This window comes from Hydrogenophaga sp. T2 (assembly GCF_049843535.1).
GTDB lineage: Bacteria > Pseudomonadota > Gammaproteobacteria > Burkholderiales > Burkholderiaceae_C > Hydrogenophaga > Hydrogenophaga crocea.
The window spans coordinates 440,799-460,957 of the sequence record NZ_JBBHZJ010000001.1; the positions used below are offsets into that span (position 1 = coordinate 440,799).

Genomic DNA, 20,159 nt, shown 5'->3' on the forward strand with positions numbered 1-20,159 from the left:
CGGCCGATCGATCTCTATAATTCGAGCCATGTTGCAGCGCAGCATAAACGGACGGGAGGGACGCTTGGATCCACAAGCACCAGCGTCCACGCCGCAACCGTGAGTGCCCTCTTCCATCCACCCCTCAAGGAGTACCGACATGCTGACCGCCGAACAACTCATCGCCGCCCAGAAAGCCCAATTCGACACCCTCTTCGGCCTGACCCAGAAGGCGTTCGAAGGCGTCGAGAAGCTCGTTGAACTGAACATCCAGGCCACCAAGGCCGCGCTGTCCGAGTCCGCCAACAACACCCAGGCCCTGCTGAGCGTCAAGGACGCCCAGGAACTGCTGAGCCTGCAGGCCAGCATGGTGCAGCCCATGGCCGAGAAGTCGGTGGCCTACAGCCGCCACCTCTACGACATCGCCTCGGGCACCGGCGCCGAATTCAGCAAGGCCGCCGAAGCCACCGCCGCGGACGCGCAGAAGAAGTTCATGGCCGTGGTCGACAACGCCTCCAAGAACGCGCCCGCCGGCTCGGAAAGCGCCGTCGCCGTGATGAAGAGCGCCGTGTCCGCCGCCAACAACGCCATCGAATCCGTGCAGAAGGCGGTCAAGCAAGCGACCGAAATGGCCGAAGCCAACTTCAACACCGTCACGGCCACCGCCGTCAACGCCACCAAGACCGCCGCCAAGAAGCGCTGAAAAGCGCGCCTTCGGCGCCGCTGATCGCAGCACTTGACTTCCGGTCGGTTGCCCACAATTGAGTCGAGGCAGTCGACCGTAAGCTCTTTCGCAAGGCCTGCTGCCCCGGTTTTTTTCTGGTTGTCTCCTCGGGTCCCTTTCGAAATTCGATTTCATCGGACCCTTCGAAGCCCCCACCCTGCGGTGGGGGCCTTTTTTTGTGCCTGGCGCCCGGGGTATTGCCCCTGGCGGGCTTCTAAAATCCCCGCTCCCCTGGCCGGCTGGGTCGTCCGACCCGCCGGCGCAGGGCAGCCCGTGAGACGCCATGCACCCTGCCGACCCCGCGATTCGGACCTGCGACGTTCTGGTGATTGGCGGCGGACCGGCCGGCTCGACCGCGTCGACGCTGCTCGCCCGCCAAGGCCACCAGGTGGTCCTGATCGACAAGGACCACCACCCCCGTTTCCACATTGGCGAGTCGCTGCTGCCCGCCAACATGCCCCTGCTCGACGAACTCGGCGTGGGCGAAGCGGTGCGCGCGATCGGCATGCTCAAGCCGGGCGCCGAATTCGTCTCCCCGCAGCACAGCCACACCCAGACCTATTACTTCGCCGACGCCTGGGACAAGTCCATGCCCACGGCCTACCAGGTCAAGCGCGCCGACTTCGACCACCTGCTGCTGCGCAACGCGCAGGCCCAGGGCGTGGAGGTGCACGAAGGCACGCGTGCGACCGAGCTCGCCTGGTCCGGCGACCGCCAGCGGCTCGATACCGTCACCAGCGTCGATGCGCAGGGACTGCGCACCGAATGGCGGCCGCGCTTCGTGCTCGATTGCACCGGGCGCGACACCCTGCTCGCGGGCCAGTTGCAGGCCAAGCAGAAGAACCCCGACCACAACAGCGCGGCGATCTACGCCCACTTCCGCGGCGCGCGCCGGCTCAGCGGCCACGACGAGGGCAACATCACCGTGTTCTGGTTCGACCACGGCTGGTTCTGGTTCATCCCGCTGAGCGACGGCGCGACCAGCGTGGGTATGGTCACCTGGCCGTACCACATGAAGACCCGCGGCGAGCGCAGCCTGCAGCAGTTCCTGCTCGACAACATCGCCAGCTGCCCCGGCCTGGCCGAGCGGCTGTACGATGCCGAGATGGTCACGCCCGCCGAGGCCACGGGCAACTACTCGTACACCTCGCGCCTGAGCCACGGCGAGGGCTTTCTGCTGCTGGGCGACGCCTACGCCTTCATTGACCCGGTGTTCTCCTCGGGCGTGTGGCTGGCCATGAGCAGCGCGCAGGTGGGCGCACGCACGGTCGATACCTGCCTGCGTGAGCCCGGCAAGGCGCCGGCCGCGCTGCGCGCCTTCGACCGCCACATGCGCCACGGCCCGCGCGCGTTCTCGTGGTTCATCTACCGCATGACCAACCCGACCATGCGCGGCTTCTTCATGTACCCGCGCAACCCCCTGCGCATGAAAGAGGCCCTGCTGTCGGTGCTCGCGGGCGATCTGTTCGGACGCACGCCGATCGGGCTGTCGCTGCTGGCGTTCAAGAGCCTGTACTTCGCCGTCAACCTGGGCAACCCGCTGCGCAGCTGGCGCGCCTGGCGGCAGCGCAAACGCAACATCCGCCCCGGCAGTGCTCTGCCCACGGGCTCATGAGGGAACGGCGCAAGCGAGCCCGCGCCCCCGCCGTGGCATATCCCCCGGAGCGAAGCCGGTGAGCGGGATTCACCTGCTGGTCAACGCCCCGCCCGCCGACCCGCGCCACGCACTCGGCGGCGCCGCCGTCCGGGGCGCGCCGGGCGCGCCGGCCTGGCCCGAACAGCGCCTGCACATGGCCCCGGCCGCCGCCGACGCCGGCTGGCGCGAGACCTGGTGCGTGGACGAAGCCGTGAACGAAGGCCGCGAGCCGGGCCTGCACTGGCGCGCCACGCCCGATCTGCTGTTCGGCCTGATCGAGCTCGACGAACGACCCGGTCCGGGCCGCGGCGAACGCCTGCGCACGCTCAGCGAACAGGCCTATGGCCGACTGTTCGCCCTGCTGCAGGCGCAAGGCATGCCGCACCTGTGGCGGGTCTGGAACTACCTGGCCGAGATCAACCGCGACGACGACGGCCTGGAGCGCTACCGCTGGTTCAACCAGGGCCGCCACGACGCCTACCGCGCCGCGGGCGCGGCCACCGAACACCTGGTGCCCGCGGCCAGTGCGCTGGGCTGCACGGGCGGACCGCTGTCCATCGCCTTCGTGGCGGGCCGCACGGCGCCCTGCCCGATCGAGAACCCGCGCCAGGTCAGCGCCTTCCACTACCCGGCGCAATACGGCCCGCGCCCGCCGGTGTTCGCGCGCGCCGCCCTGGCCTGGCACGGCCCGCACGAGTTGTTGTTCGTCTCGGGCACGGCCAGCATCGTGGGCCACGAAAGCGTGCATCCGGGTGACGTGACCGCCCAGTGCGAGGAGACGGCGCGCAACATCCACGCCGTGCTCGGCGCGGCGCGCCGCCACAGCCGCTGTGGCGGCGTCGGGCCCGACAGCCTGGTGCACCGCGCCTACGTCCGCCACGCCGCGCACATGGATGCGGTGCGCCGTGCGCTGCAACGCCACCTGGGCGGCGCCAGCCTCACGCTGCTGCAGGCCGATGTGTGCCGCCACGACCTGCTGGTCGAGGTCGAATCGCTGGCCATCGCGCCGGTGGCGCGCGCATGAAGGTCCTGCACGCGCTGCGCGAGCACCTGGCCATGGTCACGGGCCTGGGCCTGCTCGCCCTGCTCTGCCTGAGCTGGTTCCCGCTGGCCATGGTGCTGTACCGCGTGCTGCCGCGGCGCTGGGGCCAGCCGCTGGGGCGGCGCGTGGCCACCCTCACATTCCGCTTCTACCTGTTCGCGCTCGAGCGCCTGTGCGGCTGCCGCTTTGACCTCAGCGCGCTCGAGCAACTGCCGCGCGAGGGCCCGATGATCATCGTGGCCAACCACCCGAGCCTGCTCGACGCGGTGCTGCTGATCTCGCGCCTGCCCGATGCGGTCTGCATCATGAAGGCCGGCCTGATGGACAACCCCATGTTCGGCGCGGCGGCCCGGCTCGCGCGCTACATCCGCAACGACAACCTGCTCAACGTGGTGCTGCGCTGCCGCCGCGTGCTCAACGAAGGCGGCCAGGTGGTGCTGTTCCCCGAAGGCACGCGCACCACGCGCTGGCCGGTGAACCCGCTGCTGCCCTCGATCGGCCTGCTCGCGCAGCGCACGCGCGCCACGGTGCAGACGGTGCTGATCGATTTCTCCACGCCCTACCTGGGCAAGCAGTGGCCGCTGTGGCGACGCCCCTCGCTGCCGCTGGTGGTGCGGGTGCGCCTGGGCCGCCGTTTCGACCCGCCCGACGACGCGCGCGGTTTCAATCAGGCACTGCAGCAACATTTCGACGACGAATTGCGGGCCGGACCGCACACCGCCGCGTGACATGCTCCGCCCCATGCCCCAGACGCCCGCAATGCCCCACACGTCCCGCACCCACCTCGTCCTGATCCCCAGCTACAACCCCGGCGACCTGCTCGCCGCCACGGTGCGCGCGGCGCGCGCGCAATGGGCGCCGGTGTGGGTGGTGGTCGACGGCAGCACCGACCACTCCACCGCCGCCGTACAGGCCATGGCCGAACAAGACCCGCAGCTGCGCGTGATCGTGCTTCCGCACAACCAGGGCAAGGGCGCGGCCGTGCTCGCGGGCCTGCAGGCCGCGGCCGCCGAAGGCTTCACGCACGCGCTCACCATGGACGCCGACGGCCAGCACCCGGCCGAGCTCATCCCGACCTTCATGGCCACGTCGGCGGCCGCTCCCGAAGCCATGGTGCTGGGCAAACCGGTGTTCGGCCCCGAGGCGCCCGCGCTGCGCGTGCAGGGCCGGCGCGTGTCCAACGCCTGGGCCAACCTCGAAACCCTGGGCATGGGTGTGGGCGATTCGCTCTACGGCTTTCGTGTGTACCCGATCGCGGCGCTGGTGCGCGTGATGCAGGGCACGCGCTTCATGCGCCGCTTCGATTTCGACCCCGAGGCCGTGGTGCGGCTGTGCTGGGCCGGCGTGCGGCCGATCAACGTGGACGCGCCGGTGCGCTACCTGCAGCCCGACGAGGGCGGCGTGTCGCACTTCAAATACCTGCGCGACAACGCCCTGCTCAGCTGGATGCACACCCGCCTGTTCACGGGCTTCGTGCTGCGGTTGCCGCTGCTGCTGGCGCGCCGGCTCAGGCCATCGCGCCGTTGATGCCGATCACCTGGCCACTGATGTAACCCGCGGCCTCGCTGGCCAGGAAGGCCACAAGCGCGGCCACCTCGTCGGCACGGCCCGCGCGCTGCATGGGCACGAGCTGCTTGATGGCATTGGCGTCGAAGGCCTCGGTGGCCATGCCGGTGTCCACGATGCCCGGCGCCACCGCGTTCACGGTGATGCCGCGCGAGGCCACCTCGAGCGCGAGCGAGCGCCCCGCCGCGTGCAGCGCGGCCTTGGCCGCCGCGTAGTTGGCCTGGCCGCGGTTGCCCATCACGCCCGAGACCGAGCTGATGTTGATCACGCGGCCCCAGCGCGTGCGGATCATGGGCAGCAGCAGCGGCTGCGTGACGTTGAAGAAGCCGTTGAGCGAGACGTCGATCACGCGGTCCCATTGCTCCCCGCGCATGCCCGCGAGCACCGCGTCGTCGTGGATGCCCGCGTTGTTCACCAGCACCTGCACCGGGCCGGCCTCGACCACCGCGGCCAGCGCCTGCGCGCAGGCCTCGCGGTCGGTGACGTCGAAGCGCAGGGCCTCGGCGCTGCCGCCGGCGTCGCGCAGGCGCTGCGCGAGCGCCTCGGCGCGTTCCAGGCCCTGGTTGGCGTGGATGAGCACATGAAAGCCGTCTTGCGCGAGGCGCTGCGCGATGGCCGCGCCCAGGCCGCCGCTGCCGCCCGTGACCAGCGCGCGCTTCATGCCGCGCCCCCGGTCACGGCCGCGGCATCGAGCACCGCGGCCGCGCGGCCGTCGGCCAGGGCGCCGCGCGCGCCCTCGACGCGGAACTGGTAGAGCACGCTGCCGCCGTCGCCCGACAGGCGCTCGGCGCGGATGCGCAGCGGCGCGTCGGCGGCCTCGATCGTATCGCGGTGCAACTGCACGCCACGCACGCTCGCAAGGTAGCCGGCCTTGGGCGGATCGTCACGGCCCGCAAGCAGCGTGCCGTGCACCGCCATGGCCTGGGCCGCGTACTCCACCGCGTGCACGGCCGACAGCGCGCCTTCGTGGCGCAGCGGGTGGGTGTCGCCGGGGTCGGGCCAGGCTTCGCACTCGATGGCCGACGCGGACCAGTGCAGCACGCGGTCGAGCAGGCACATGCGGCCCTGGTGGGGAATGCGGCGCGCGATCGCGTCGCGCTCGAGGGTGGCGTCAGGGCTCATGGGTCAACGCGGGGTGAAGCGCAGCTGCAGGTGCTGCGGCGCCAGGTATTCGACGGTGGCCGGCGCGGTGTCGCCGCGCGCGATGCGTTCGAGCAGGGGCAGCGCGCGCAGCGAGGGGAAGGCGGCGCGCAGGCCCTCCAGGCCCGCGTCGGCCATGGCATCGGCGGCGCCGCGCACCAGCGCGGTCTGCACCTGGCCCAGGCTGTGCGCGCGTGGCGCGCGGCCCAGCCACAGCGCCAGGCCCGCGGCGTCGGGCAAGGGGCGGCAGGCGTGCAGCGGCTCGGGGTACTCGCTGTCGTAGGCCACGAGCAGCACCTCGTCTTCGGTCTGGAGCTGGCCGAGCGCGTCGAGCCAGCCCGCGCCGAAGCTCGCGTCGTGCGCGCACAGCACCTGGCTGGGCGCCATCGAGCGCGTGGCGATGCCCCAGTAGCCCGCGGCCGCGTTGTGCACCGAGTTGTGGAAGCGCGTGGGCGAGATCGCGCGGTCTTCGCCCGCGAGCTGTTCGCACAGCGCGTGGCAGTTGTGGCCGTCGGCGCCCGAAGCGGTGAAGACGGTGGCGATGTCGGCCGGGTCCTGGCCGTCGAGCGCCTGCAGGCCGAGCGCGAGCGCCACGCGCACCACGCGGCTGGCGCGCCGGCGCTCGGCCGCGGGCAGGCGATCGGCCGGCGGCAGCACCGTGGGCGCGTTCACCCATGCGGCTTCGCCGCGCAGCACGGCGCGCGCCTGCGTCCAATGATCGAGACCCGGTGCGATCAGCCCGATGCCATGCAGCCAGAGGGTGGGCAGGCTCATGCGCTTCCTTTGCTGAAGACCAGGCTCGCGTTGCTGCCGCCGAAGCCGAAGGAATTCGACAGCACGTGGCGCATGCCGGGCAGCGCGCTGCCCTCGCGGCGGTAGTCGATGTCGATCGCGGGGTCGAGCGCCTCGGTGCCCGGGCTGCCGGGCAGCCAGCCCTCGGCCAGCGCGATGGCGCAGACCACGGCTTCGAGCGCACCCGCCGCGCCCAGCGTGTGGCCGGTGGCGCCCTTGGTCGACGAGCAGGGCACGCCGCGGCCGAACAGCGCGGCCACGGCCAGGCCCTCGGCCGCGTCGTTGGCGGGCGTGGCCGTGCCGTGCAGGTTGATGTAGTCGATGTCGCCCGGCTGCAGGCCCGCGCTGCGCAGCGCCGCGGCCATGGCGCGCTGCGCGCCCAGGCCCTGGGGGTGCGGCGCCGACATGTGGTGCGCGTCGCTCGACTCGCCCACGCCCAGCAGGCGCAGCGGCGCGGGCGCCTGGCCCGGCTCGAGCAGCGCGAAGGCCGCGGCCTCGCCGATGGAGATGCCGTCGCGCGCGGCGTCGCCCGGGCGGCAGGGTTGCGGCGAGGTGAGCTGCAGCGAGGCGAAGCCGTAGAGCGTGGTCAGGCACAAGGAATCGACGCCGCCCACCACGGCCGCGTCGATGGTGCCGGCCTGCAGCTGGCGCGCCGCGGCCGCGAACACCTTGGCGCTCGACGAGCACGCGCTCGACAGGCTCATGGCCATGCCCTCGATGCCGAAGGCCGTGCGCACGAAGTCGGCCACCGAGTAGGTGTTGTGCGTGGTGGCGTAGTGGAAGTCGGGCGGCAGCGCGCCGCTGGCCGGGTCGCGGCGGCGGTAGGCGAGCTCGGTCTCGAGAATGCCCGAGGTGCTGGTGCCCACGAACACGCCCACGCGGTCGGCACCGCAGCGGGCCACGGCCGCGCGCACGCGCTCGGCGAAGCCGTCGGCCTGCAGCGCGAGCCAGGCCAGGCGGTTGTTGCGGCAGTCGAAGCGCTCCAGGCCCGCGGGCAAGGCCACGGCGTCCACGCCGGGCACCTCGCCGATCCAGGTCGGCAGGTCCACGGTTTCGAAGCGGCAGGGCGTGAGGCCGCTGCGGCCCTCGCGCAGCGCCCGGGTGTGCGCGGCCACGCCCTGCCCCAGGCAGGAGGTGGCGGTGTGCGCGGTGATGGCGACCGGTGGCATGACGAAGGCCTGCATCAGCGCACCCGGCAATGCAGCATGACGTTGGCGAAGGGCTTGCGCCCGCTCATGTCGCGGTGGCTCACCTCGAAGCCCAGGGCCTCGAGATCGCTGCGCCACTCGGCCAGCGGGCGGCAGTGCAGGCGCGGCAGGCGGTGGCCGCGCGCAAAGGTGACGACCTTGTCGACCCCGTTGCACACGTGAAAACGCCAGCCCGCCGAGGCGTCGCCGATGCGCGTGAGGAACACGCCGCCGCGCGGCAGCGCCTCGCGGATGCGGCGCAGCAGCGCGCGCTGGCGGTCCACGTCGACGTAGTGCAGCGCATCGAGGATGGTCACGGCCTCGGGCTGGCCGAGCGCGCTCTCGGTCATGTCGCCGAGCTCGATGCGCACCACCGGGTGGTCGGCGCCGAAGGCCTGGCGCGCGCGCTCCACGTCGGCCGGCATGAGTTCGATGCCGCGCAGCTCGGTGGCGCGCGGCGCCGGCGCCCAGCCGGCGGGCCAGTGCCCGCGTTCGGCCATCTGCTGCGCCGCGAGCAGCCACGAGAACAGGCTGCCCTGGCCGCTGCCGAGGTCGAGCACGCGCGTGGCGCCGCCCAGCAGACCGTGGCTCAACACGTGGTGAAAGATGGTGTCGTGGCCCAGCTTGCCGCGTGCGTAGTGGTAGGCGAAAGGCCCACCCGCGCGGAAGCGGCTGCTCGCGTGGTCGACGAGGTCTCGGATGAAAGCGTGGCTCATGGGGACGGGGGAGAAAGCGTGTCGGCCAGGGTCACGGGCCGCAGGCCCAGGCGCTGCGCGTCGGCCATCAGCCGCGGCAGCAGGTGCAGCAGCACGGGCTGGCCGTCGGGCGCGCGCGCGCAGTGGCCGTCGTGCAGCAGCAGGATGTCGCCGGCGGCGAAGCCGCGCGCCAGACGGCGGTGCACCGTGGTCACGTCGCCCGTGCGGGTGTCGTAGCCGCGGCGCGTCCAGCTTGCGTGCACCAGGCCCAGGCCGTGCAGCACCGGATCGAGGAAGGGGTTGCGCAGGCCCGCGGTGGGCCGGAAGAAACGCGGCGCCTGGCCGGTGATGTCGGCCAGCACCCGCTGCGCGGTGGCGATGTCGGCGCGCATGCGCCGCGGCCCGAACAGCGAGAAGGCGTTGGAGTGGCTGTGGCCGTGGTTCTCCACGCGGTGGCCGCGCGCGACGATGGCGCGGCACAGCGCCGGGTGGGCCTGCGCGCGGTGCCCGATGCAGAAGAAGCTCGCGCGCGCGCCGAGCGCGTCGAGCGCGTCGAGCACGCGCGGCGTGACCTCGGGGTCGGGGCCGTCGTCGATGGTGATCGCGAAGGCGCCTCGGGCCGCGGCCGCGGCGGGCAGGCGCGTCCAGTTTTCGCCCAGCCACTGCGAGCGCGGCCACAGGCTGCCCGCCACCAGCGCCGCGTGGTTGGCGACCACGGCCGACGCCAGCCAGGGCCACCAGCCCGGCTGCCACAGGCCCAGCCCCAGCGCTGCGCCATGCAGCAGCGCGCTGGCGGGCAGCGCGGGTGCGGGGCGCCAGGGGCGCGGGGCGGTGGCGGTCGGGTTCATGCGGAGGCTCCGGGGCCCCGAGCGTGCCACGGCGCCAGGCCGTGGTGGAGAAAGTCCCCCCAGAGCCGGTGCCAGCAGGCCCAGTCGTGATCGGCGTCGATGCGGTGCACGGCGTGCCGGTCGGGCGCGCCCTGCAGGCGCTCGGCCATGCGGTCCATGCCGTCGCCGAAGCGGTCGGCGCTGCCATAGCCCAGCCACACGCGCAGGCTGCGCGGCGGCCGCCGCCACCAGGCCCACACGGCCAGCGCCGGGTCGCTTTCGTGCGGTTCGGGCGTCCAGGCATCGAGCCCGCCGGCCTGCGCGATGCGGCGCCAGGCCAGGCGGTCGCCCGGGTAGGGCGAGAACAGGCACAGGCCGTCCACCAGCCCGGGATGGCGCGCCGCGCACAGCACCGATTGCCAGCCGCCGAGCGAGATGCCCGCGAGCCACACGCGCTGGCCCGCTTCGCGCGCCGGCCGCAGCACCTCGGCCGCGCAGCGGTCGATCGCGTCGGCGCCGTCGAGGCGTTCGGGTTCGAGGTCGATGGCGTCCATGTCGGCCGCGAAGCCGTGCGCGGCGAGCGCCGCGCCCCATGGCTGGGCGGCGATGTCTTCGGCGCGCATGGCCGCGCCGGGCAGCCAGCACAGGCGCACGGGCGCGGGCGCGGCGTGGCGCGCCATGGGCAGGATTCTCACGCGCGCGGCCCCCCGGCGGCGGGCGTGGCACGCGGCGCGAGCACGGCCGACAGCAGCAGCGCGAGCAAGGCGCCGGGCGCCACGGTCTGGCCCACGGCGCTGAGCACCGGCACCGACGAACTCGCGAGCGCGCCGAAGCCGATCACCGTGGTGGCGCAGGCCACCATGATGGACAGCAGCGACTGCGGGTCGCCGTTCTCGTCGCGCTGCCAGCGCTCGAGGAACAGCGCGTAGTTCGAGCCCACGGCCACGATCAGCAGCACGCCCACCAGGTGCAGCAGGTGCAGCCGCACGCCCAGCGCGTGCAGGCCGGCGATCACGATCACCACCGTGACCGCGATGGGCAGCAGCACCGCGACCAGGCGGCGCGTGTGGCGCAGCGCCGCCGCCATGAGCAGCGCAATGGCGGCCATGCCGGCCAGCGACAACGTGATGGCCTCGTCGAGGTAGTCGCCGTAGACGGCTTCGAACTCGGTCTTGAGGTCCAGGAAGAGCACGCCGCTGCCCGCGAGCGCGTCGCGCACCGCCTGGGCCGGGATGTCGGAGCCCTCGGACGTGGCCGCGGGGCGCAGCGGCAGCAGCGCGGTCCAGGCGTCGCCGTGCGGCTGCAGCAGCGAATCGACGGCCAGCGCGAGCGCCGTGCCTTCGAGGTCTTTCGCGGTGAGCGCAGGGGCGTTGCGCGCGGCGGCCACGTCCTGCACGAAGGGCGCCAGCCGCGCGGCCGACAGCGGCAGGTCTTCGGTGGCGCGGGCCAGGCTGGCGCGCAGTACATCCGGCGCGGGCAGGCTTTGCTGGCGTTGCCGCTGCAGCGCTTCGCTGGGCAGGAAGCGCGCGGGGCTGTCGAAGCCGCCGATCAGGCCCTGCTCCACCAGCGGCGCCAGGCGCCGGCCCGCGGCCTCGGCGCCCTGCAGCGCGGCCTCGCGGCTGGGCGCGCGCACCACCACGATGTAGCGCGCATCGGGCGCGCCGAGGTCGCGGCGCAACTGCGTGTCGCGCTGCGCTTCTTCGGCGCTCACCGAGGACAGCGCCGACAGGTTGGGCTCCCACAGCGCCTGCCGGTGCTCGACGATGTGGGCCAGCGCCAGCACGCCCAGCGCCAGCACCGGCCAGCGCAGCACACGCAGGCGCTGCACCAGCGGCACCACGAACGCGGGCAACTGCGGCGTGCGCACCGTGAGGTCGCCGGCCATGGCCGGCAGCACCAGGCGCGTGACCGCGGCCGCGGTGATCACGCCGGTGAGCGCGTACAGGCCAAGCTGGGCCAGACCCGGAAAGCCCGCGAACAGCAGCGCGCCGAAGCCGCACACCGAGGTCGCCACGCCCAGGCGGATGGTGGGCCAGTAGCGCCGCTGCCAGGCCTCGCGCGCGGCGCGGCCCGACTGCACGAAATAGTAGATACCGTAGTCGACCGCCTCGCCGATGAGCGCGGCACCGAAGCCGGCGGTGATGGCGAAGATCGAGTCGTGCGCCAAGCCCACCGCCACCAGGCCCGCCACCGAACCGCTGATGACCGGCACGGTGGTGAACAGCAGCAGGCGCACGCGCCGGTACATGGCGAACAGCAGCAGGTTGATGCCGATCGCGCTGAACAGCGTGAGCTGGGCGATGTCGCCCTGGATCGCCGCGCGCGCCTGCACCGCGAACAGGCCCGGGCCGGAGATCTCGAGCCGCAGCCCGGCGTGCTCGCGCGCCACGGCCGCGAAGGCCTCGCGCACGCGTTCGATGGCCGCGGCCTGGCCGTCGGTGTCGGTGCCCGCGGCGCGCGTCTGCAGCAGCAGCAGCGCGCGCGCGCCGTCGCGCGACACCCAGACGCCATCGGCCATGGCGATCTGGCCCTGCGACTGCCAGCCCGTGAGCACCTCCAGCATCTCGCCCGTGGGATCGCGCGTGAAGTGCGGCTTGAACAACAGGCCCGCGGGCGAAGAAACGAGGTCGATGCCGTCGAGGATGGCCTGGCGCAGGGGCTCGGGCTCGAAGCGCTGCGCGTTCACCGCGGGGCTGAGCTGGTAGCGGTGCTGCAGCAGCACGCCAAGCTCCTTGTCGAAGGCTTCGAGTTCGCCGTTCTGCACCGCCACGAAGGTGTCGCCCTGGGCCAGCCGCTCGCGCAGCGCGCGCGAGGCCTGGCCGCGCGCGGCTTCGTCGCCGCCTTCGATGGCCACCATCAGCAGGCGCGAGACCACCCCCTCGCGAAGCTGCTCCACCAGCACCTGCTGCGCGGGGGTGGGCTTGGCGGGCAGGAAGAACGACAGGTCGGTGGTGAAGCGCGTGTTCGCGACGAACCACGCGCCCAGGCCCAGCAGCAGGGCCCAGACCACGATCACCACGCCGGCGCGCGGCAGCCGCGCGCGGCTCATGGCTTGCTCACCGGCGCGCTGATGCTCATTTCGGAGCGGTCACCGTCGGCCTGCTGGTATTCGATGTGGCGCACCAGCGCCTGCTCGCCGCTGATCGCAATGCGCGTGACGATGGCCAGCATGCGCGGCTCGCGCGGCACCAGCGTGAGCGTCCAGCGCTGGCGGTTGCCCTGGTAGGCGAGCGCGTAGTGGCGCTCGAGCCCGACGCGGTCGCCCGCGAGCGTGCTGCGCACGCTGGCCACGAAAGCCATCACCTCGGGGCGCTGCGACACCGGCATGCTGAAGCGGCGGCGCTCGCGTTCGACCGTGAGCGTGTCTTTTTCCAGCAGCACGCGCTCGGGCCGCGGCTTGAGGGTGCGGCGTTCGAGCCAGTCGGGCGGGTAGTAGCTCATCTCGCCGCTCGATTCGAGCGGCTTGTCGAACATGGCCATGTGGCGCTTCTCGACAAAGCGCACCGTGCCGCCGGGGTTGGCGGCCAGTTCGGCCATCAGGCGGTCGATGTCGTCGGCGGCGCGGGCCGCGCCCAGGGGCAGCAGCAGCAGCGCGAGCAGACCAATCCGGCGGGTGATCATGCGTTCCAGAAGTCGAAGAAGTTGAACCAGTTGTAGGGCGCGGCGCGGCAGTGGGCCTGCAGGCATCGCACGTAGTCTGCCTGGGCCTGGCGCGACTGCGCCGCGCGCTGCGCGCGTTGTGCACCACGCAGGTCGGCAATGGGCTCGAACACCAGCCGGTAGCGCCGCCCGCCCAGGTACAGGCCGGCCATGAAGAACACCGGCGCGCGCAGCACCGTGGCCATGTGCCAGGGCGCGAGCGGGAAGCCCGCGGGCGCGCCGAGGAAGTCGTGCGGCACGCGGTCCTCGCGCGTGAGCGAGCGGTCGACCAGCAGGCCCACGAGCTGGCCTTGTTCGAGGCGCCGCGAGGCCTCGATCATGGAGTCGGGCTGGCCCAGGGCCACCACGTCCTGGCGCGCGTCGGGGTTGATGGCGCGCAGGGCGTCGGCCACCTTGCGCGCGTTGTCCTCGAACATCATCATGGCCACGCGGATGTCGGGGTGGCGGCGGCCCACGCAGCGCAGCACCTCGAAGCTGCCCAGGTGCGCGCCCATGAGCAGCACGCCCTGCCCGCCCTTCATGGCCTGCAGCAGCGCCTCGCCGCCTTCGATTTCGATGTCGAACAGGTCGAAGCGGTCGTTGAGCAGGAACACGCGGTCGTGCACCGTGGTGGCGAAGCTGAACAGGTGGCGGTAGACCTCGCGCCCGTGCGCGGGCCGGCCGAGCACACGCGCCAGGTAATCGCGGCTCGCGCGCCGCGCGCGGGGCGCAAACAGCACGAAATAGGCCGTGGCCCCGTGCAGCACCACGCGGCTCAGCGAGCGGCCGAGCAGCAGCGACAGGCGCACCATGAAGCGCAGCAGCCAGGCGTTGCTGCGCTCGGGCTGGTTGCGCCAGTCGGGGCGGGCCGCGCCGGGCTGCGTCATGGCGCGGCCGGTTCGGGTTTGAGCTGACCCTGCGCCACCACCACGCCGGCGTGCAGGAACTCGAAGGCGAAGGCCGACGACGGCAGCGCGCGCAGCCGCAGCCGCAGCAACTGCCCGGGCGCCACGGTGCGCAGGAACTTGGCCTGCGGCAACGCCCAGCGTGCGGCGCCGGGCGCGAGCGTGCGCGCGGCCTGCAGGGCCTGGTCGAGCAGCACCACGCCGGGCAGGATGGGCTGGCCCGGGAAGTGGCCCGCGAAGGCCGGGTGGTCGGCGGGCACCACCCAGTCGCGCTCCAGGGCGAAGGCGGGGGCGGCCTCAGGCGCGCTCATGCAAAACCTCCCGCCGGTACAGGGCACCCAGCGCCTCGCGCGTGAGCTTGCCGGTGGCGTTGCGCGGCAGGCCGGGCAAGAGCACCAGCGGGCGCGGCAGGAAGATCGGGTCGAGCCGCTCGCGCAGCAGCGCCATGAGCTGCGCGGCGCTGTGCTGCGGCGCCACCGCGAAGGCCGCGAGGCGGGTGATGCCGGGCGCGTCGTCGGCGCCGTCAGGCAGGTAGAAGGCCGCGTCGACCACGCCGGGCAGGCCCGCGAGCTGCTGGTTCAGGTAGGCCAGCGACGTGCGCTTGCCCGCGATGTTGACCAGATCGGCGATGCGGCCGTGCAGCACGAAGCGGCCGTCGGGCAGCGGCTCGAGCACGTCGGCCAGCGGCACCTCGCCCTCCACGTGACCGCCCGAGGCGGTGGCCACGTCGGCCTCGATGCGCAGGGCCACCTGCGGCATCAGGGTCCAGGGCGCGCCCTGCACCGTGCGCCGGCTGGCCAGCGCCGACGACTCGGTGGAGCCGTAGATCTCGTGCACCTGCGCGCCGCAGGCGGCCTCGGCCTGGCGCGCCAGGCCTTCGGCCAGCGGCGCGGTGGCCGAGAGCACGCGCTCCAGCGGCACGCTGGGCAGCGCCGCCGCCAGCCAGTTGCCCAGGTGAAACGGCGTGGTGACGAGCATGCGCGGCGCGGGCACGGCGGCCAGCGCGTCGGCGATGTCCTGCGGGTAGAAGGGCTTGCCCGACCAGAAACGGCAGCCGCCATGCAGCGCGAGCAGCAGGGTCGACTCGAAGCCGTAGCTGTGCTGCACCGGCACCGTGCCCACCAGCGAACAGGGGCGCTCGAGCAGGCCCAGCGCGGCGGCCTCGGCCTGGCCGTTGCGCACCAGACGGCCCCAGTGCTTGCGGTGCGGCTGCGGCCGGCCGGTGGAACCCGAGGTGAACAGAATGGCCGCCACCTGCGCGTCGTCGATAAGGGGCACGGCCTCGGGCAGCGGCCCGCCCTGCCCCGCGCGCGCGGGCACCACGAGGGCCGGCAGGTCGGCAGGCGCGGCGGTGGCGTCGACCAGGCACACCGAACCGGGATAGTCCTCGGCCACCTGGCGCAGGCTGTGCGGCGCCTGCGACGAGGGCTGCAGGCTGGTCTTGCCGCACAGCAGACCGGCCGCAAACCCCACGGCAAAGCGGTAGCGGTCTTCACACAGGTTGATGAGCTGGCCCTGCGCCGGCAGCTGCGCGGCAAAGGCCAGGGCGTCGGCCAGGAACTCGCGCACGCGCACCGGGCCTTCGGGGCACCAGGCGAGCACGTCGTCGAGGCCGTGGCGCGTGATCAGGGGGGAGCGGCTCATGGGATCAGGGTCGGTGCGCGCCACGCCGGCGCTCGTGGTCGCGGCGCCAGGCCTGCACCACCGTGGCCAGGCCGGGCCGCTCGTGGGGCGGCAGCACGCAGCGGCGCCAGAGCGATTCGAGCAGGAACATCAGCCCCAGCAGCGGGCCGGTGAGCACATTGGCGTGCACCGACCAGACCTCGCGCGGTGCCAACAGGAACAGGCCGGTGGACACGCTGGCGTTGAGCAGGAAAAACACGGTCCAGGCCCAGGTGACCTGGCGCGTGTAGCGCAGGTTGCGCGGCGAAAGATCGGGCCCGAAGATGCCGCGCGCCATGCGCGTGACCAGGGGCTCGGCCCCGCCCATGAGGCTGGCGCCAAACAGCGCGGCGAGCGCCAGGTGCACGCCCAGGTGCTGCAGGTAGTAGAGAAAGGCGACCTGCTGGCGCAGCAGCGGCCACAGCCCCCACAGCAGGCCGGCGCAGGCCAGCGCAAGCAACAACTTGAGGAGCAGCGAGCGCCAGCGCGCCGCGACGACGAAAACCGCGAGCACCAGCGGCGCCACCGCCACCGCCACGTGCAGGTCCATGGGCCCGCGCCCCGTGCTGCCCAGGTGCGACGCGGCGATCCAGCCCAGCAGCACCAGCCCGGAGCCGGCGGCGCGCAGCTTCATGTGGTGCGGTGGCGCGCGATGTGGGCCGCGAGCGAGCGCGGGCTGGCGAAGATCTGCTGGTTGTTCTCGTTGTCCGAGCGCATCTGGAAGCCGTAGCGCTTGGAGATCACCAGCGAGATCTCGAGCATGTCGATCGAGTCCAGGCCCAGGCCCTCGCCGTACAGCGGCGCGTCGGGGTCCACGTCCTGCACGGTCAGCTCGAGGTTCAGCGCCTCGATGATGAGCTGCACCAGTTCGGGCACGAGCCGGTCGATCGCTTCGGGTTGAACGGCATCTTCCTGCATGGTGGGGTTTTCCTCGGGGAACGGAAGGTGGTAATCGGGAGGTGTGTAACGGGACGTCAGGCGGGCGCGCCAAAGGCCAGCACCGCGTTGCTGCCCCCGAACGCGAACGAGTTGCTCAGGGCCGCGCGCAGGCCGCTCGCGCGGCGGCCTTCGAGCACGTGGTCCACGCCCTCGCAGGCGGGATCGATGCGGTCGCGCAGGTGCGCCGTGGGCGGGATGGCCTGCTCGCGCACGGCCAGCGCGGTCACCACGGCCTCGATCGCCCCGGCCGCACCCAGCAGGTGGCCGTGCACGGACTTGGTCGAACTCACGGGCAGGCGCGGGGCCAGGGCACCGAACACGTCGCGCAAGGACTGGATCTCGATCGGATCGCCCTCGGGCGTGGCGGTTCCGTGGGCGTTGATGTAACCAATGTCTGCAGGCGCAAGCCCGGCGTCGGCCAGCACGGCGTTCAGGGCCCGCACCTGGCCCGCGCGGTCGGGCCGCACGAGGTGGGTGTGGTCGCAGTTGGTGGCATAACCGAGCAGCTCGGCGTGAATGCGCGCGCCGCGCGCCACGGCGTGGTCCCAGTCTTCGAGCACCAGGGCCGCGCCGCCCTCGCCGAGCACCAGGCCATCGCGGTCCTGGGCGAAGGGGCGGCAGGCGCGCCAGGCGGTGTCGGCGTCGCCCTTGGCCAGCACGCGCATGGCCTCCCAGGCGCGCACCACGCTCATGGACTGGCAGATGTCGGACCCGCCCGTGACCATCACCGGCGCCTCGCCCGCGCGCACGCGGCGGAAGGCCTCGCCGATGGCGATGGTGGACGAGGCGCAGGCCGCCGTGTGGCTGCTGCTCACACCGCCCAGGCCGAACTGGATGGAGATGTGCGCGTTGGCCGCGTTGTTCATGCCCATCACCACCGACAACGGCGACACGCGCTCGCGGCCGTTGAGCCAGAGCTCGCGCGAGCCGCGTTCGTGGGCCGACAGACCACCCAGCGCGGTGCCCCAGAAGCAGCCCCAGGCACTGCGGTCGCTGCCGTCGTCGGCGGCCGATTTCGCGAAACCGGCATCGCGCCAGGCCGCAAAGGCGGCGGACACGCCGAGCTGCGAGAAGCGCTCCATCATGGAGGCCAGCGGCTTGCCCAGTTCACGCTCGGGCTCGAAGCCCTGGCACAGCACAAAAGGGGTCTGGATCGGGCGCGGCTTTTCGTCCACCGCCATCCAGCGCACCGCCGATTCACCGGCCAGCACACGCTCGAAGAAATCGTCCAGACCACCGCCGTAGGGGCTGACCACCCCGAGGCCGGTGACCGCGACGCGACGCCGCGCCATGCTCACCCCGTCTTGACCGGCGACAACGAATCGATGATCGCGACCATCTCGGCCACGGTCCTGGGCGGCGTCTGATCGGACGAAATGTCGATGCCCATGCGGTCCTCGGCTTCGAACATGAGCTCGGCGAGCATGAGCGAGTCGACGCCCAGGTCGGCCAGCACGGCCTCGGGCACCACGGCGGCTTCGGCCACGCCCAGGCGGTCCACGAGGAACCGGCGGATCAGTTCGATGGAGTTCACGTCATTCCCTCTCGGTGCCGGCTCTGCTGCCGCCCGGCCAAAATCTTTGTTGGAAGCGCTCGGGTACACGCACGGGCCGATCGTGGAGCACCACCGCTGCAGCGGCGGGCAGGCCCTTCGGGAATGCCCTGGGTCGCGCTGAGAAAGCGGCGGATTATAGCGATCCACCCCCTGGGAGCCGCCTTGGCCCGAGCGCCTGCAAATGGCGTCACGGGCCTGGGTTACATTCGCGCCGATACCCCCCAAACAGCGCACCGCCGCCTGCCCGAAAGCCCTTGAACACACACCCGACCCCAGGCTGGACGCACCGGCTCGCCGCCCGGTTCTGGACCCTGTGGTACCTGAAGGCAGCGGGCACCACCGCCTTCATGGTGCTGTTCTTCCAGGCCTACTTCTGGGTGCTGCACCACCCGTCGAGGCCCCCCGTCGAAGTGCCGCTGCTGGCCATCGACCACTGGGTGCCGTTCACGCCCGCGGCCATCTACGCGTATGGCTGGCTCTGGATCTACGTGTCGCTGCCGCCCGCGCTGATCGTGGGTTTCTGGGCGCTGGTGCGCTACGGCGTGTGGATCGCGCTGCTGTGCCTGGTGTGCCTGACGATCTTCTGGCTCTGGCCCACGCAGACACCGGTCTTCGACATCGATTGGTCCGCCCACCCCGAACTCGCCTTCCTCAAGGGCCTGGACGCCGCGAGCAACGCCTGCCCGTCGCTGCACGTGGCGGCCGCGGTGCATGCCGCTTTCTGGCTGCGCCACCAGCTGCGCGAGATCGGCGCCCCGGGCTGGCTGCGCGCGCTCAATGCGCTGCAGTGCCTGGCCATCGTGTGGTCGACCATGGCGATCCGCCAGCACGTGTTCCTCGACGTGCTCGCGGGCGCCGCGGCCGGCCTGCTGTTCGCATGGCTGTCGCTGCGCCGCTGGCGGCCGCTGGTGCTCGCTACAGCGGCCGGCGCTTCGCGAGCAACACCTCTCTGATCTGCGGCAGCGCGGTGCGGGCCGCCTGGCGACCGGCCTCGATCGCGCGTTTGCGCGCCGAAAAATCGGCCCCGCTCATGCCATTGAGCGCGGGGCGAAGCACCACGTCGGCGGTGCTGAGTTCGTGCCGGTTGATGTTCTGGCCCATGATCGCGAAGGTCTGCAGCACCACCTCGAGGTTGCCGACCGCGGGGTTGTGTTCGGGCACGCTGGACACATCCACCGCCAGCACCACCTCGGCCCCCATCTCGCGCGCCTGGCGGACCGGCACGGGCGCGGTCAGCCCACCGTCCACATACTCGGTTTCACCGATCTTCACTGGCGAGAACACGCCCGGTACTGCGCTCGACGCGCGCACCGCGGTGGCGGCGTCGCCGCGGCGAAACAGCACCCCGCGGCCGGTCTGCAGATCGGTCGCCAGCACACCCAGGGGCAGCGCCATGTTCTCGAGCAGCTTGCCGTCGACCGCCTTGCGCACGTAACGCTGCAGCGCCTCGCCGCGCAGCAGCCCGCGGCCCAGGATGGGCAGCGACCAGTCGGTGATCTCGGCCTCCTGCATCTGCAAGGCGACACGCTCGAGCTCGGCGCCGTTCATGCCGCTGGCGTACAAGGTGCCCACCAGGCTGCCGGCCGAGGTGCCGGCCACAAGATCGGGCCGGATGCCCGCGCGTTCGAGCTCCTGGATCACCCCGATGTGCGCAAAACCGCGCGCCGCGCCCCCGCCCAGGGCCAGGCCCAGGCGCGGTGGCCGCGTCAGCACCACCGGCGGCGTCGGCGGCGTGACGGCAGGCGGCGGCTCGGGCAGATCCACGACGGTGGGGGCGGTCGAACACCCCACGAGAACCACCAGGGCGCAAAGGCCCACAACACGACCAAGATACTTAGTAAGAACCATTCTCGTTCTGATACGATGCGCCG

22 protein-coding genes and 1 pseudogene are annotated in these 20,159 nt (G+C 72.4%); 6 read left to right on the plus strand and 17 right to left on the minus strand.

The features are described from left to right. Window positions 1-139: 139 nt before the first annotated feature. The 5 genes from WDZ95_RS02085 to WDZ95_RS02105 all read left to right on the plus strand — a co-directional run bounded on the left by WDZ95_RS02085 (window position 140) and on the right by WDZ95_RS02105 (window position 4,908). The gene (locus WDZ95_RS02085; RefSeq protein WP_166227015.1) at window positions 140-682 is read left to right on the plus strand and encodes a phasin family protein; all 543 of its coding nucleotides are present in this window, start codon (window positions 140-142) and stop codon (window positions 680-682) included. A gap of 304 nt (window positions 683-986) precedes the next feature. After that, the gene (locus tag WDZ95_RS02090) at window positions 987-2,318 is read left to right on the plus strand and encodes an NAD(P)/FAD-dependent oxidoreductase (protein WP_425775980.1); all 1,332 of its coding nucleotides are present in this window, start codon (window positions 987-989) and stop codon (window positions 2,316-2,318) included. A 58-nt stretch (window positions 2,319-2,376) separates the two neighbouring features. Beyond that, the gene (locus WDZ95_RS02095; protein WP_425775981.1) at window positions 2,377-3,363 is read left to right on the plus strand and encodes a hypothetical protein; all 987 of its coding nucleotides are present in this window, start codon (window positions 2,377-2,379) and stop codon (window positions 3,361-3,363) included. Beyond that, entirely contained in the window at window positions 3,360-4,109 is a 750-nt protein-coding gene (locus WDZ95_RS02100) for a lysophospholipid acyltransferase family protein (RefSeq protein WP_425775982.1), read from the plus strand. The genes WDZ95_RS02095 and WDZ95_RS02100 overlap by 4 nt, the downstream gene beginning before the upstream one ends. A 31-nt stretch (window positions 4,110-4,140) precedes the next feature. Further along, window positions 4,141-4,908, plus strand: a complete 768-nt coding sequence (locus WDZ95_RS02105; RefSeq protein ID WP_425775983.1) for a glycosyltransferase family 2 protein — start codon at window positions 4,141-4,143, stop codon at window positions 4,906-4,908. A 43-nt stretch (window positions 4,909-4,951) separates the two neighbouring features. Here WDZ95_RS02105 and fabG read toward each other — a convergent pair. The 16 genes and pseudogenes from fabG to WDZ95_RS02185 form a co-directional block, all read right to left on the minus strand. Continuing rightward, window positions 4,952-5,608: pseudogene (gene fabG, locus WDZ95_RS02110) on the minus strand (3-oxoacyl-ACP reductase FabG); the annotation flags it as partial. Continuing rightward, window positions 5,605-6,069: a hydroxymyristoyl-ACP dehydratase gene (locus tag WDZ95_RS02115; protein WP_425775984.1), complete on the minus strand. Its 465-nt coding sequence runs from the start codon at window positions 6,067-6,069 to the stop codon at window positions 5,605-5,607. The gene WDZ95_RS02115 and the pseudogene fabG, both read right to left, overlap by 4 nt. A gap of 3 nt (window positions 6,070-6,072) precedes the next feature. Beyond that, the gene (locus tag WDZ95_RS02120; protein WP_425775985.1) at window positions 6,073-6,861 is read right to left on the minus strand and encodes a beta-ketoacyl synthase chain length factor; all 789 of its coding nucleotides are present in this window, start codon (window positions 6,859-6,861) and stop codon (window positions 6,073-6,075) included. After that, window positions 6,858-8,048 (minus strand): beta-ketoacyl-[acyl-carrier-protein] synthase family protein, encoded by a 1,191-nt coding sequence (locus tag WDZ95_RS02125; RefSeq protein WP_425776249.1) that lies wholly within the window; start codon window positions 8,046-8,048, stop codon window positions 6,858-6,860. Before WDZ95_RS02125 ends, WDZ95_RS02120 begins: the two co-directional genes overlap by 4 nt. 14 nt (window positions 8,049-8,062) lie before the next feature. Continuing rightward, window positions 8,063-8,782 carry an SAM-dependent methyltransferase gene (locus WDZ95_RS02130; protein WP_166227023.1) on the minus strand — a complete coding sequence of 240 codons (720 nt, stop codon included), beginning with the start codon at window positions 8,780-8,782 and terminating at the stop codon, window positions 8,063-8,065. Beyond that, window positions 8,779-9,609, minus strand: a complete 831-nt coding sequence (locus WDZ95_RS02135; protein WP_425775986.1) for a polysaccharide deacetylase family protein — start codon at window positions 9,607-9,609, stop codon at window positions 8,779-8,781. The genes WDZ95_RS02130 and WDZ95_RS02135 overlap by 4 nt, the downstream gene beginning before the upstream one ends. After that, the gene (locus WDZ95_RS02140) at window positions 9,606-10,268 is read right to left on the minus strand and encodes an alpha/beta hydrolase-fold protein (RefSeq protein ID WP_287469026.1); all 663 of its coding nucleotides are present in this window, start codon (window positions 10,266-10,268) and stop codon (window positions 9,606-9,608) included. Before WDZ95_RS02140 ends, WDZ95_RS02135 begins: the two co-directional genes overlap by 4 nt. Before the next feature lie 11 nt (window positions 10,269-10,279). Continuing rightward, window positions 10,280-12,637 (minus strand): MMPL family transporter, encoded by a 2,358-nt coding sequence (locus WDZ95_RS02145; RefSeq protein ID WP_425775987.1) that lies wholly within the window; start codon window positions 12,635-12,637, stop codon window positions 10,280-10,282. Then, window positions 12,634-13,209, minus strand: a complete 576-nt coding sequence (locus tag WDZ95_RS02150; protein ID WP_425775988.1) for a LolA-related protein — start codon at window positions 13,207-13,209, stop codon at window positions 12,634-12,636. The genes WDZ95_RS02145 and WDZ95_RS02150 overlap by 4 nt, the downstream gene beginning before the upstream one ends. Beyond that, window positions 13,206-14,114: an acyl-CoA synthetase gene (locus WDZ95_RS02155; protein ID WP_425775989.1), complete on the minus strand. Its 909-nt coding sequence runs from the start codon at window positions 14,112-14,114 to the stop codon at window positions 13,206-13,208. Before WDZ95_RS02155 ends, WDZ95_RS02150 begins: the two co-directional genes overlap by 4 nt. Next, window positions 14,111-14,443 (minus strand): hypothetical protein, encoded by a 333-nt coding sequence (locus WDZ95_RS02160; protein WP_425775990.1) that lies wholly within the window; start codon window positions 14,441-14,443, stop codon window positions 14,111-14,113. Before WDZ95_RS02160 ends, WDZ95_RS02155 begins: the two co-directional genes overlap by 4 nt. Continuing rightward, window positions 14,430-15,776, minus strand: a complete 1,347-nt coding sequence (locus WDZ95_RS02165; protein WP_425775991.1) for an AMP-binding protein — start codon at window positions 15,774-15,776, stop codon at window positions 14,430-14,432. Before WDZ95_RS02165 ends, WDZ95_RS02160 begins: the two co-directional genes overlap by 14 nt. A 4-nt stretch (window positions 15,777-15,780) precedes the next feature. Beyond that, complete coding sequence (locus tag WDZ95_RS02170; RefSeq protein ID WP_425775992.1) at window positions 15,781-16,428, minus strand: hypothetical protein; 648 nt, start codon at window positions 16,426-16,428, stop codon at window positions 15,781-15,783. Then, a complete protein-coding gene (locus WDZ95_RS02175; protein WP_287469030.1) occupies window positions 16,425-16,712 on the minus strand; it encodes a phosphopantetheine-binding protein in 288 nt (95 codons plus the stop codon). The genes WDZ95_RS02170 and WDZ95_RS02175 overlap by 4 nt, the downstream gene beginning before the upstream one ends. A 56-nt stretch (window positions 16,713-16,768) precedes the next feature. Then, on the minus strand, window positions 16,769-18,025 hold the full coding sequence (locus WDZ95_RS02180) for a beta-ketoacyl-[acyl-carrier-protein] synthase family protein (protein ID WP_425775993.1): 1,257 nt from the start codon (window positions 18,023-18,025) through the stop codon (window positions 16,769-16,771). Between the two features lie 2 nt (window positions 18,026-18,027). Then, window positions 18,028-18,267 (minus strand): acyl carrier protein, encoded by a 240-nt coding sequence (locus WDZ95_RS02185; protein ID WP_166227034.1) that lies wholly within the window; start codon window positions 18,265-18,267, stop codon window positions 18,028-18,030. Window positions 18,268-18,542: 275 nt separating this feature from the next. On the opposite strand from WDZ95_RS02185, the gene WDZ95_RS02190 reads away from it, so the two are divergent. Next, a complete protein-coding gene (locus WDZ95_RS02190; RefSeq protein ID WP_425775994.1) occupies window positions 18,543-19,241 on the plus strand; it encodes a phosphatase PAP2 family protein in 699 nt (232 codons plus the stop codon). On the opposite strand, the gene WDZ95_RS02195 is transcribed toward WDZ95_RS02190, so the two are convergent. Then, a complete protein-coding gene (locus tag WDZ95_RS02195; protein WP_425775995.1) occupies window positions 19,204-20,136 on the minus strand; it encodes a patatin-like phospholipase family protein in 933 nt (310 codons plus the stop codon). The two genes, WDZ95_RS02190 and WDZ95_RS02195, sit on opposite strands and share 38 nt — an antisense overlap. Between the last annotated feature and the right edge of the window lie 23 nt (window positions 20,137-20,159).